Annotated in this window: 15 protein-coding genes; 4 read left to right on the top strand and 11 right to left on the bottom strand. The window is 42.7% G+C overall.

The features are described from left to right. The first annotated feature begins 107 nt into the window (after positions 1-107). Complete coding sequence (locus JGK14_RS31270; RefSeq protein ID WP_325315891.1) at positions 108-710, top strand: DNA sulfur modification protein DndB; 603 nt, start codon at positions 108-110, stop codon at positions 708-710. A gap of 27 nt (positions 711-737) precedes the next feature. On the opposite strand, the gene dndB is transcribed toward JGK14_RS31270, so the two are convergent. Beyond that, a complete protein-coding gene (gene dndB, locus JGK14_RS31265; RefSeq protein WP_293217949.1) occupies positions 738-1826 on the bottom strand; it encodes a DNA sulfur modification protein DndB in 1089 nt (362 codons plus the stop codon). Positions 1827-2051: 225 nt separating this feature from the next. On the opposite strand from dndB, the gene JGK14_RS31260 reads away from it, so the two are divergent. From JGK14_RS31260 to JGK14_RS31250, 3 genes are all read left to right on the top strand, one after another. Next, positions 2052-3644 carry a DGQHR domain-containing protein gene (locus JGK14_RS31260; protein WP_293179294.1) on the top strand — a complete coding sequence of 531 codons (1593 nt, stop codon included), beginning with the start codon at positions 2052-2054 and terminating at the stop codon, positions 3642-3644. A gap of 98 nt (positions 3645-3742) precedes the next feature. Continuing rightward, positions 3743-3994, top strand: a complete 252-nt coding sequence (locus JGK14_RS31255) for a DUF2281 domain-containing protein (protein ID WP_293179291.1) — start codon at positions 3743-3745, stop codon at positions 3992-3994. Continuing rightward, a complete protein-coding gene (locus JGK14_RS31250) occupies positions 3995-4387 on the top strand; it encodes a type II toxin-antitoxin system VapC family toxin (RefSeq protein ID WP_293198218.1) in 393 nt (130 codons plus the stop codon). A 102-nt stretch (positions 4388-4489) separates the two neighbouring features. Here the strand turns inward: JGK14_RS31250 and JGK14_RS31245 are convergent, their stop codons facing one another. The 10 genes from JGK14_RS31245 to JGK14_RS31200 all read right to left on the bottom strand — a co-directional run bounded on the left by JGK14_RS31245 (position 4490) and on the right by JGK14_RS31200 (position 12542). Next, positions 4490-4630 (bottom strand): hypothetical protein, encoded by a 141-nt coding sequence (locus JGK14_RS31245; protein ID WP_293179285.1) that lies wholly within the window; start codon positions 4628-4630, stop codon positions 4490-4492. A gap of 139 nt (positions 4631-4769) precedes the next feature. Further along, complete coding sequence (locus JGK14_RS31240; RefSeq protein WP_293198217.1) at positions 4770-5783, bottom strand: endonuclease/exonuclease/phosphatase family protein; 1014 nt, start codon at positions 5781-5783, stop codon at positions 4770-4772. 14 nt (positions 5784-5797) lie between these two features. Then, complete coding sequence (locus tag JGK14_RS31235; RefSeq protein ID WP_293179324.1) at positions 5798-6268, bottom strand: DNA phosphorothioation-associated protein 4; 471 nt, start codon at positions 6266-6268, stop codon at positions 5798-5800. 80 nt (positions 6269-6348) lie between these two features. Then, entirely contained in the window at positions 6349-6669 is a 321-nt protein-coding gene (locus tag JGK14_RS31230; protein ID WP_293179279.1) for a nucleoside triphosphate pyrophosphohydrolase, read from the bottom strand. 12 nt (positions 6670-6681) lie between these two features. Then, entirely contained in the window at positions 6682-7338 is a 657-nt protein-coding gene (locus tag JGK14_RS31225; RefSeq protein WP_293190648.1) for a Uma2 family endonuclease, read from the bottom strand. Continuing rightward, positions 7328-9394: an AAA family ATPase gene (locus JGK14_RS31220; protein ID WP_293179273.1), complete on the bottom strand. Its 2067-nt coding sequence runs from the start codon at positions 9392-9394 to the stop codon at positions 7328-7330. The genes JGK14_RS31225 and JGK14_RS31220 overlap by 11 nt, the downstream gene beginning before the upstream one ends. Next, positions 9391-9654 (bottom strand): hypothetical protein, encoded by a 264-nt coding sequence (locus JGK14_RS31215; protein ID WP_325315890.1) that lies wholly within the window; start codon positions 9652-9654, stop codon positions 9391-9393. The genes JGK14_RS31220 and JGK14_RS31215 overlap by 4 nt, the downstream gene beginning before the upstream one ends. A gap of 386 nt (positions 9655-10040) precedes the next feature. Then, positions 10041-11408, bottom strand: a complete 1368-nt coding sequence (locus JGK14_RS31210; protein WP_293179321.1) for a DNA phosphorothioation system restriction enzyme — start codon at positions 11406-11408, stop codon at positions 10041-10043. A 96-nt stretch (positions 11409-11504) separates the two neighbouring features. Continuing rightward, the gene (locus tag JGK14_RS31205) at positions 11505-12074 is read right to left on the bottom strand and encodes a Uma2 family endonuclease (protein WP_293179267.1); all 570 of its coding nucleotides are present in this window, start codon (positions 12072-12074) and stop codon (positions 11505-11507) included. Positions 12075-12098: 24 nt separating this feature from the next. Beyond that, on the bottom strand, positions 12099-12542 hold the full coding sequence (locus tag JGK14_RS31200; protein WP_293179265.1) for a hypothetical protein: 444 nt from the start codon (positions 12540-12542) through the stop codon (positions 12099-12101). Positions 12543-12677 lie beyond the last annotated feature (135 nt).

Below are 12677 nucleotides of genomic sequence, written 5' to 3'. Positions count from 1 at the left end.
CGAAAAAAATGTGCCTCAAATTTTAAGACTGAGATGTGCGTATTTAAATAATGACATCAAGCTAGGTGTTTCTACTTAGTCAAAAAGTGGGATGCTCCCCATTGCTTTTGTCATTCGGTGAGTTTGAAGGTCGGGTTGGTATCACCAAAAGCTTACTTGAAAAAGTGCCAATGTTTCATGGAAAAGCCGATAAAATTAAAACTAATCCCGACAGTAAAAGGAAACTTATATACACAACTAATTTTATAGCTAAATTGGTGAGTTGCGCGTTTACTGACGGCCCAATTGATGAACTCAAAGATTATGACGTTGCCGAATCATCAAATATTTTGGCTATATGTCTTAACAATTTTTTTTCAGAATGTAGTCAGACTAAACATATTTTTGAAACCAGCGTTGAAGATTTGAGTGTTGAAGATGTTAATCAGTTTAAGGAATATTGCATTTTAGGTAGAAGTGTAGGGCTAGAAGTTTTAGGTAGGTTGCTATACTGTACCTATGACACAGATAGCAGCCAAGATTTTGCTCATGAAAAAGTATCGGAATTGGCACAACTGGATTGGTCTAGACCAAGCCATATTTGGGAGGGAAATGTTGTTTTATCTAACTCCAGCTCTAGTAATCCAAGAGCATCCTATAAAATAACAGCAAGTGCTAGTGCTGTAAAAATGGCAGTCGAGGCAGCAAAAGCCGAGCTAGGATGGCTTTAACAAATATTATCTTCCTGAATCTGCGGTTTACAAGCCCAGCTTCACCTTTAAATAATCAGTCATCCAACTAACACTCGCCCTCGACTTAGAAATCCCCCCTTTTACCAAAATTCCTCCCTCCCAATCAGGATTAGAAATCGACCAATCAACCTGCTGCAAAAGGCTCAAATGTTCCTCCCAATTATTGGGAAAAACCGCCAGCAGAACAGCCCCAACTTCCCCCAAACTCTCCAGTACAACACTATGACAGTGCACGCAATTCCGCCGTACTTCCCCCGCCGCAACCTGCTTGTGCAGAACTAATTGCCAATCTGGAATAAAACTGCTGACGACATTCCAATAACTAACCGCCTGTTGTATTTGCTGAGTAAGTTCTTCCTGTTTTTCCTGTTTTGTGGCGCGGTAACGAGGGGGTTTCGCGTGTTTGCTGCTGTGGATGTTGGACAGCAAAGCTATCGTAGCACGATCGATCGCACTTAGCGCAAACAATTTGGGTGATCGCCCATTCAAACTCCCCCTCTCCATCTCCGTCAAACAGCGGAACACCTCAACCTGCTTAACAACCGCCTTCAGCACCACAGCCGAATCGCCCCGGTGGTTGTAAAGTAGACTTAGCGACGACTCCAAAGGAACTTGAAAATTGTTCAAATCGGCAAACTTTTGCTGCGAATTTTCCAACCCAATATCGAGAAACAAAATCAGCGCCACCGTCTCGTATCCCAACTGCGGATTTTCCCTCAAAGCCATCTCAAAAGCGGCGCGCCGATGCTGTCCGTCATTAATAGTAAACTTAGCATCCATCGGCACACGCAAGCGACCGATTTTGCGTTCTTCCGCTTCATTTCCGACAGCTTCAAAAGTAATATCCGCATCAATAGAAGCGGCGATCGCCCCACAAGTATAATTCCCAGAATTTTTGACAAAATAATCAGCAATTTCGGGAATCCTAGCATGGTTAAGCACGCGTTTCGCCCGCAAAGACGGCGGTAATTCTTCAGAATCTAAGGGGAACAATTTCGGCAAAAAACGCACCGGACACATCGATACGTAATATTCGCGGCCCGCTTGAATTCCCCGGATCGCCGGCAAAATGTATTCAAAGGAAGGAGTAGACATATTTTTTTGTGAAGCCGGAGATAAATCTCAACCCTGGGCGATCGCAATTCTTCATCTGCGACTTAGATAAAGTCTTGACATTTTGCACAAATTATGATATGCGGCTTGAATCTCATAACTTAACAACTCCAGTATTTCACAATGCTTTTTAAAAAACAAGAGTTGACATAAATTTTAACCTATGATATTTTTGGAAACACAGCGTAAATTATATAAAAACTCCCTATGACTACCAATCCAGCGGCTGACCTCGCTATTCAATTTTTGGAAAAAGAAAATCGCGAAAGACAGGAAATCGCACTGTTATTAGACAATTATTTAGGAAAAGACGATCGCATTTTCGTACAAAAAACCCAGATGGGAAGCAGCGAAGCATACATCGGTTCAGTCACCCTAGAATGGTTAGACTCCCGCGTCCGTTTCGCCTCGCAAATGCCGCTTTTCCGGCAAAAATTCGACCTCCAAACCAACAACATCGTCCGCGACGACGAAACCATTGACGAAATTATTCAGCGCCCCTTAGATTGGTCGCGCCAAGCAGCCCTCACTCAATATTTAGCAGCCCGAAAATCCCACAAATTCCCCGCAGTTTTAGTCGTAGTCTGTCCCCCGTGGGTAGACAATCCTCACGCCCAAGAATGGGATGAAAACGGCGTCGCGACTAAATCCGCCGCTGAATTCATATCCTTTGATAAAAACGGTAATTTAGGGCTGTTGGATGTATCTCCAAAAGTCTCAATTTTTGCCTTAGACGGACAGCATCGGCTGATGGGAGTTCAAGGTTTAATGAGTTTAATTAAAACCGGAATTCTGCAAAGATACAACAAAAACAAAAAACCTGTGGGCGATGCAATTACTCTCGAAGATTTAGCCCAAGAGTATCAAATTGACCCCGAAACAGTGTATAAATTAGCTCACGAAAAAATCGGGATTGAGTTTATCCCGGCGGCTGTGGCGGGGGAAACGCGGCAACAAGCACAACGGCGCGTGCGATCGATCTTTGTGCACGTTAACCTGATGGCGGTAACTCTGAGTCAGGGACAGCTAGCATTATTGAACGAAGATAATGGATTTGCCATCTGCGCCCGCAAAATTGCCGTCACCCATCCCTTATTAAAAGAGCAAGATGATAGAAATCCCCGCGTTAATTGGGACAGCGCCACAGTCGCAGCAAAATCAACAGTGTTAACAACATTGCAAGCGCTGCAAGATATGGCCGGGCGGTATTTAGAACATAAATTCCCCCATTGGAAGCCGGAAAGAAAAGGTTTAATTCCCATGCGTCCGGAAGATGAGGAACTGAAAGAGGGAATAGAAGAGTTTCATAAATTGTTCGATCATTTAGCAACTTTGCCCAGCTATCAAAGAATTGAAAGCAGCGAAGAAACAGCAGAATTGCGCCGATTTAGTTTTGAGAAGCCTGGTGGCGAGGGCAATATTTTGTTTCGTCCAGTCGGTCAAATTGCCTTAGCTAATGCTTTGGGAATTCTAGTATTTAGAAAGAAATTGTCGCTAACATCTGTTTTCGACAAACTCCGCAGGTATGATGTGGATGAAGGATTTAGCTATATGGAGAATCCTGAGTCTGCGTGGTACGGGATTTTGTACGATCCGAATAAAAAGCGAATGCTAGTTTCTGGAAGGGATTTAGCCACGAAGTTAATTGTATATTTGGTTGCGGGAATTGAGGACGATATGGATCGGGCTCATTTGCGGCAAGCGGTGGCCCAAGCGAGGACTTTTGAGGATAAAGCTGTTAGTTTTAATAGCAGGTTTGTGCATCCAAAAGAGGTGGGATTGCCGCAGGTACTTACCTAATTTTTATTGGCCAAAAAGTCCACAGCAGGGAATACTGATAAAGCAGGAAGCAAATAGATTTTGTATAATTGAATCTGCACCTTACCTAGAACCAGATTATGACCATCGCTGAACAGATTTATGCGATCGCCAAAATCCTTCCCAAAGACCAAGCTAGTGAAATCCTCACTTTTGCTGAATTCGTCTGTGCTAAGCATTTGAGTGCGAATCAACAAACAGACACCGTAGACTCTCCAATTCCTTGGGCTGAATTTGTTTTTTCCCTGGCTGGAACTTGGGGAAAAGATTTTCCATCCATCGAGGATATTCGTGCTGAATCTGGACAAGACATTTTGCGGCAGAGTTTGTAAATGTACGTTTTGGATACAAACACCTTGATCTACTATTTCAAAGGTCAGGGACAAGTTGCTCAAAACATTGCTAATGTTTCTCCTCAGGAAATAGTCATTTCTGCGATCGTTATTTTTGAGTTGCAAGTCGGCATTGCTAAATCCAATTCGCCAGCCAAACGCACTCAACAACTTCAGCAATTTTTGAGCCGAGTTAGCGTTATTGCTTTCGATCGCGATGCTGCTGTTGCGGCTGCTATAATTCGCGCCCAGTTGGAGCAACAAGGTACTCCCATCGGCCCCATCGATGTTTTGATTGCAGGGACAGCCGTAGCCCTTCAAGGGACTCTCGTTACCCACAATGTCAAGGAATTTTCTAGAATTTCGGGACTCGCGATTGCAGACTGGTATTGATTAGCTTCAAAAGTAAAATCTTGTTAAATTGATACTTTTAAAAGTATGTGCTAGTTGCTCAATTGATCTGACAATAGAACCTGAATAATGATAGTTCAGACATCAATACCATCCTAAAGTTCTGCGATCGGATGAACTTTGCCCTCTTCTACTTCCTGCGATCGCAATCAGGAGGCTGTTGAGGATATCTTCTTTAGATAGATCCTCTTCATCTTCTTCAAACAGTTGACCTAGGGATTGCAAAATCAGGGTTTCGATCGGTAAGTTGAGTTGGCTAGCTTTCTCAAGAAGCTGCTGTTCTAGGCGATCGGGATGGTGAGGGTAATTTGCATTGGGTGTGCCTCTCGATTTTAATAGTATAAAACATTTGTCACAATCTTGCTTACTTTAACAAAATTAATTCTGCTGCTACAGGTAAATGATCGGACTCCGTTGCTGGTAAAACGGAACTCGATTGAGCGCCCCAATGCTTTGAATGCCAAATATAATCAATGCGGCAAACCGGATAAGTTAAGTTCAAGTTAATTCTTTTCGCAAAGAAACCGTGAGGCCAGGTAAAACCAAACCCAAACCCTGATTTGAGGAAAGCATCTTGCAAAACTTTCTGCACGCTGTCATAGTCTTGAGATTCGTCTGTCATGTTAAAATCGCCGGCGACAATTACTGGCAAAGTTTCTTGCCCAATTCGCTCTACTAAATCTTGAATTTCGGGAAAACGTTGTTTGTATTTGTAAACTGGGATTTTGATAGATGGCAATATTTGATACATTTTAACCCACGGCCCGGTTGCTTGCATATTGTAAATGACTATCTCTTCCCCTGCAAATTTAATTATTGCCCGCTGCTGCGTTTCTGGATGGTTGGCTAAGTGCAAGATTTCGCTGGATACAATTGGATATTTACTGAGAATTGCTACAGGTGGAGTGTCTATTTGATAGGGATATTCTGTTTTTAACGAAGTGAAAGCTGCGCTATGTTTGCGAACGGTTTCTTGTAAAAATATTAAGTTCGGTTGTTGTTGGTTTATCAGTTTAACTAAAGTTTGTGGCTGAGTTGCGTGCCAACCGACGTTATGCGATAATATTTTCAGGCTGGGCTGGGAATTGGCGATGCTTGTTGTTGATTCGGGGGAAAAGTATTTGAGGTGCAGCCAGCTTAGGAGTAGAATGCAGGCAATTGATGAAATAATAGAGAACCAGCGGTTTTTGATAATTGAAAATGCTAGTACGGGTAAAAATAAAATTGGCAATAAAATTAACGGAGTGAAAGTGCCAATAAAAGCCACAATCCACAGCCGATCCCAAAATATCAGTCGTAGAATCAAATAGCAGAGAATGAATGCTGAGTAGCTGTAAGCGAAAAAATTTACAGCTTTTTTTAAGTATTTATGAATCATAATTTATAGTTAATTCAGAATAAGAACTTGCTTAAATCGAATTCTTCATTTGACCGATGTTTATTGTCCCTTTCAGAAATTAAGAACAATAAAAGGCGATCGGTATAATCGGCTGCACCCCGAAATTCTTCTCGCAAAATTTCCAGGCCGCCATTAGCATATTCTTCAAAAATTTGCAAGCGTTCTGCCTCTGATTTTTCGTCGAGATGGGAGAGAATTTGCGGATTTTTGGTTTCGGCGATCGCAATTAGCTTGATTGCCATATCGTAGCCCCTGGATACAAAAATATCAACATCGATTGAACCGGGTTCGCGTTTGGAAATTTCCCCTAAGGGCGATCGTTTTTTCCGCTTATTTCCCAAGGAGGCGGCGAAGGCGATGACATCGGCGTAAGTCTGGAAAGGCCCGGTTTTGTTGTCGGATAAAGTTAAGGATTTAACTAATTCGGCTTTGTCTTTAGCAATTCTAATTCTGTTAGCAGCCATTTGGTAATTGGAATTGGTAACTGTCAACTATCAATTGTCAACTGTCAACTGTCAACTGTCAACTGTCAACTGTCAACTGTTTAGAATGTTCGTAACAGCATAATTTTTTGTGCAAAACCGCCCCTGTTTTCCCGGCGCTTGGCTTGTGCGTTTAAAATGCGATCGCCCGAAATGCCATAACTTAGCATCAGTGCATCTATCACCTCATACAAATCAGCCAATTCTGCCACCAAATTATCCTTGTCAGCCTCAGCCACTTCCGCAGCTTCCTCAATCAATTTCTGCCGCAAAGCTTGACGATATTCTTCATCTGACAAAACAGCAGTTTCGCATTCATTCCCGCTTTCGCGAATAATGTCAGGAATGCGATCGCGCACCAACTTATAATACTTTTTTTCCATATCAAACTTCCTTCAACCTTGACTAAAATTTTGAATTAACCAGCGATTAATTTCTCCATCATCTTGAGTTTGACTTTGATTCAAAGCTTCCTCAACTAACGCGATTTCTAGCCCAGGTAAAACCCGCGACTGTTGAACTCGGCCACTACCTCCGCCATTAATTGCAAAGGCAAAAACCTCCCGCGTGTTTGCACGTTCAACCCAATATTCGCTAATTCCTGCGTCTTCATAAAGCAACCGCTTGTTACCCAAGTCATCACTAAAAGAAGATGCGCCAATTTCTATTACCAAATTAGGCGGATCGTATTCATTCAAATTAACAGGTGAATTACTGTCATTAGGAGGAACCCTCAAATCCGAACCGATGTAGTAAGCTAGATCGGGTTGAAACTCACGAATACCTGTTTTGCGGAAACTGGCATTAGCAAATTGAACTACTCGGATATTTCTCAATGCAGCAAACAGAATAACTACATACGGGATAATTGAATTATGACGCGCGTGCAATGGCCCTACTGGTGACATTTCTACCCTCATTTGTTCTCGATCGTAATAAAACTTGCCTTTTTCCCAAGCTGAATCCTCAGTGAAGGCTAGAAACTCTTCCCATGTCGCTTTCACCCAAATATCTGTTTCCAAAACCTGCGTAATTGCCGAACTAAAAGCCATAATCCACCTCTACAATTTTTGTATATTCAAATTCATCGGGACTGCGCTTAACTAAAGCATAGCGCATCCCGCCTAGGTAGATTGAATCTTCTTGGCAATCAGCTTTAGGAGAATTGTACTCCAGTACGTATTCCTTACCGATCGCACTTTCCATCTCTTGGGCTACTTCTCCGCGCCACTGAGTTTTCGTTACCAAAACTATGAGTTGATTCGCTAGCTTTGGCAGTTTATTCGCAATTTGTTTGCGATAAATCTCGTCTAAACTGCCAAAGGGAGAATCCATGACAATGGGAAAGGTACTGCTATCCGGGCCCATCAAAGTATTTTTTTGACTCCACTCGCGCACGCCCTCAATAATCCCACCGATAAATGACAAACTGAGGATTTGATTTTCTCCCGTCGAAGCGGCGACTAGAGATTCTTTGCCTGAGGTATTTTCTACTAGGGTTAGTTCGTATTTATCGCTCAATTTGGGGATGTAAGGAGTAAAAGAAATTTGACTAAAAATATCTTGCACTCGCTTTTCTAAATGAGAACAAAACTGTTTTTCTAAACGCGATCGCACTTCTGTCAGGCGATCGATCGCATCCTGAGACGCAGCAATCCGGCGCTGGGCCAACACTTGCTTTTCCTCATTCAGTTGCTGCTTGTCGATTTGCTTGTCCAAAGCCACTATCTGGGCAGTCAAACTCTCAATCTGCTGCTGGTTAGAGCCTGTTTCTCGGTGCAAATCGCCAATTTTTGCCTCAATCTCATCCAAGCGCTTTTGCAAGCGGCTGACATCGCCGTCAGGGAAGTTTTTTAGCTTGGTGTGAATGTCGTCTAACTGGCTTTCCACGCGAGAAAGTTCGGATCTACCGCGACTGATATTGCTTTGTTGGCGATCGATTTCGTCCCAAAAATCAGCTATTTGGCGATCGATCTCATTTATGCGATCGCTAATTCGGATCGTAGTTTCTTCCACATCCCCAGCACCGGCTTTATTCATCCAACCCGTGACATTTTTGCAAGCTTCTGAACCCTCCACCAATTGGGCACCGCAGATACACCGCTGCTGTACTAATAACTGTTCCAAAAATGGCCGTTGAATCCCCGAAAGCAACTCGCCTTTTTCCCGCAAATCAGCGATGAGCGTTTCAAATTCAGCCGCCACATCCGACATAAATATCGTATAACCGCGCACAGAAATTTCTCTTTTTATAGCATCTAAATGGGTGGCATTTTGTTGTTTAAGCAAAGTTTGCTGCATTTCTAATTCATTCCGCAATTTTTGCAACTCAGCAGAACCACTGAGTTCCAGCAAACTAGCATTTACTACTTTTTTTAATTCACCTTGGTTGGTCAATTCTTTCTCAACTTCTACTTGCTTTTGTAAAAGTTTATCTTTTTCTTCTTGAAGCTTTTGCTTTTCTTTTAAAAGTTTCTTGATTTCGGAACCGCCAATCGTTTTTAAATCATTTTCTAGAGACTTTTTGGCTTCTCCCAAATGTCGGATAGATCGACTCAATACCTCTACTCCCAGCAATTCCTTTGTAGCTTCAGCAATTTCTTCTTTCTTGTCGTGACGGACAATTTGCTCGATTCGTTCTCCATCAAAAAAGAAATATTGATGCAGACTTTCCGGCAAAATCCGCCCGATAATATCGTCTGGATGCTGCGCCGACGGCATCCAGCGCCCGTCATCTTTTGATATTTGCAAGAATAATTCGTTCTTGCCATGTTCTACATTATTTTCACCTTTATAAACGCGGCAAGCACGTCTTACTTTATAGCGACTTGTGTCATGTTCAAAAATAATCTCTACCCAACAATCTACTTTTTTGCCAGATTTGGCTTCCGCAAGGGCGCGTTTATTGACTAATTGTTCTCCCACCGCAAAAGCTGCGCTGAATTTTTCATACAGCACCCAAGTAAAGCCGTTCATTAAAGCTGTTTTTCCGGCGCCGTTATTGCCATGAATTACTGTGATGTTTTGTTCGCCCCAAGCTAGCTTAATTTCGGGAGTTTGGCCGTAAAATTGCCGAAAATTGCACAGAACAATTGACATTAATTTCATAGAACCGCTTCCTTAATTATTTTCAAAATGTCATCGCTAATATAGCGGGGAACTCTCATATATAGTTTATCTTTTTCCAGTTCCAATACGCGCTCGATAATTTGTCTGACTTCCGGCGGCGCGCTGGTAATTGGTTGCTGTACGTCGCTCAAGTCTTTGTCAGTATGATAGCTGGAACGCTTTTCTGCTAAAATAGCGATCGGTACGGGTGCGATCGCACTATCTCCATATCTAAAAGCCATAACCAGATTTTCATTCATATTTTCAGTCATAAGAAGAAGGAAGAAGGAAGAAGAAGGAAGAAGGAAGAAGAAGGAAGAAGAAGGAAGAAGGAAGAAGGAAGAAGGAAGAAGGAAGAAGGAAGAAGGAAGAAGGAAGAAGGAAGAATGCTTATAGAGTTTGCTTTTGAGTTATCTGTATTTGACGTTGAATTAGGTGGATTTACTTATTTTATTGCAAATATTAAAAAATATAGGGGTTCTGCATGGCGAGAAACCCGGTTTCTACGAGTTTTGCTCTCCCCTCACGGAAAATCTACGAAGAAACCGGGTCTCTGGAGTCTGGGTGCGTCCGCGAATCAAATTAGCAACTCAAACCGCGATCGAATAATTATATCTTTTTAAGATAAACCGAACCTGAATAAATGTCAAATATCCAACAATCCGTAACGTTTTTGAATTTGCACCAATTTGACCCTAGCTTCCCCAGCATTGTCAGCTAAATCGGCAAATTCCAGGAAGCGCTTTAACTCTTTTCGCAGCAAGTTACGCTCGACTTCTAAACTTTCTCGACCCAAATCTGGAGGCAAAACTATCATATCAAATAAAGTTGCCCTTTCTTTCCCCGGATGCGGCCGCAAGATTCGTCCTCGGCGCTGAACAAACTGGCGCGGATTGCTGCTACTTGCTAAAATTACAGCATGGCGAATTGCTGGAATATCAACGCCTTCATCTAAACAGCGAATCGCGACTAAACCTTGCAATTCTCCACTCTCAAATTGTTGGCGCAATCTTTCTCTTTCTGCTAAGGGAGTCGCCGCGGTATAAGTGTTAACTCGATAGCCTAATTCTGAACCCAATAATTTTGTGGTTTCTGTGAGTTGGCGGTGATTGCTGCGGCGCGCACCTGCTTCGATCGCACCGTCGCCGCAGTAAAATAATGTATGCGATGTGTCGAGACGGTGCATCATTAGTTCTCGCAACGCTGTTAATTTATTAGCCGCCGCCCCAATCAACCTAGCCCGCTGCATTAATAAGGTTGTTAAAGCATCATTTGGTTCTATTTTTTCCTCGCCCGACAGCGCCCAACCAATTTTTTTAGTTAAGTAGGAATATTTGCGGGTTTCGGATTCGGTCAATTCGACTAAAATCGGATAGTATAAATAATGTACTAATGCTTTTTGGCGGATGGCGTCGGCTAAGGTGAGTTCGGGCTGCAAAACAGGGCCGAAATAATCTAAGATAGCTTCAGTTCCCTGTTCGTCGAAGTGTCTTTCTGGGGTGGCAGAAAGGGCGAGGCGGAGCCCAATGTTGCGCGGTAAACTTTCTCCTAAACGAGGCGCGCCTAGGTTGTGTACTTCGTCTCCAATAATTAGGGCTTTTTCGGGGAAATACTGGATTTGCGATCGCAAACTATCCAACATTAATGTAGCGTTAGTTGTGATAATTGTGAGAAATGCGCGATCGCCCGTTAGCGAAGCCCTCGAAGAGGATCGCACTTCATACAAACCAGCAGCCAGCTTTTTTTGCCAACTGCGGGCGCTATCAAAAGCTAAAATAGGTTTTAAACCAAATTTCTCCGATTCGCGCGCCCACTGATTCACCAGATGGCAGTACGGGCAAATTACGAGCAGGACTTGAAGGTTAATTTTATTGTATAATTCAGTGGCGATCGCCAGCGCAGTAATCGTCTTGCCGCTACCCGTCGCCATCTTCAGCGTACCGCGTCCCTGATTTGCAAACCAATTATCCACCGCCTGTTGCTGATACTGTCGCAATTGCAGCGATGGCGGCATCCTCGGGAACCCAAATTCCGAATTATTGGCTGTTAAGTGATTCACCTTTAAATGCCGTTAGATGCAACTTTATCCTGATTCAACTGTAACTCATTTCTAATTAAAACTTAACAGATCGAACAAATTTGCCGCGGACAGTTGCAAATCCGACAGCACATGGAGTACAGGTAAAACATCTTCATTCTCTTTAATTTCAGGTTCCTGCTGCGGTTGAAAAACAATTACTAATTGTTCTTCCGGGTCAATCAGCCACCCCAGTTTAGTCTGATTTTTGAGACAAAACAAAATTTTGTTAATTACGCGACTGGAACTTTGATCCGGCGATAAAATCTCAATTATCCAATCCGGTGCAATTTGAAAGATATTTTCAATTTTTCCATTAGCATTCAGAGGAATCCGAGACCACTCGAATACTGCTATATCTGGAACAATAGAACGTCCATCAAAAGTGCAGCGCAGTTCAGGAAAAGCAAAAGCTAACTTTTGCGGTTCTCCCACCTGATTAATTCTATTCCCAAAACGGGTTTGCAGTGTGCTGTGTTTTCCTTGCGGCATAGCTTTTTGATAAATTTGACCGTCAACATACTCGCTAGCCGGCTTCGTTTCTGGAAGCACCAAAAACTCTTCCAGAGAAATCTTGGACGGAGACTGAATTGACGTTAGCATAAGCGATTAAACCCTCAAAAACTCTTAAAAATTAACATCGCCGTCAGTTTCCCAATCAGGACAACTATCCGATTCCACACCAGTAGGGTGCATCGCACAAACCAACAAATTTCCGCCGTAAACTTGACCGTGATAGTTCATACAACCGCGACAAACCGGATGCTGCGTTGGCGAAGGGTCTACATAAGTCACAAACGATGAATCTATCTCATCAAAATCAGGCTCAAAGTCCCGGCAAATTTCGATTATTGGTTCGAGAAATTCATTTAAATAACCATCAAATTCATTTAAATAACCATCAACTTCAACAATCAGGTTATTTTGTACTTGTTCTGTAAACTCTTCCGAAATTTTTGCCAAAACGTCCAGCATTTCGACAAACTCTTCGCCGATGTCGGTGAAAAAATGCTCTACTTCAGAAACAGCATTTTCCATGACTTCAAAAAAATCTTTAGACCAATCTTCCATAAATTTGACGGCTTACTATGGCAAAATCTTTAACAGTTGACATACTCCCCGGCGTGAACGCGCGGGGATTCTTGACACTTCACGGAGATGTGCCACAAGTGGTCTTACCTTCTCTCTGTGTCCGTTTAGAGTCGT

This window comes from Microcoleus sp. PH2017_28_MFU_U_A, from assembly GCF_020738035.1.
GTDB lineage: Bacteria > Cyanobacteriota > Cyanobacteriia > Cyanobacteriales > Microcoleaceae > Microcoleus.
This window is presented reverse-complemented; position numbering and strand designations above follow the sequence as displayed.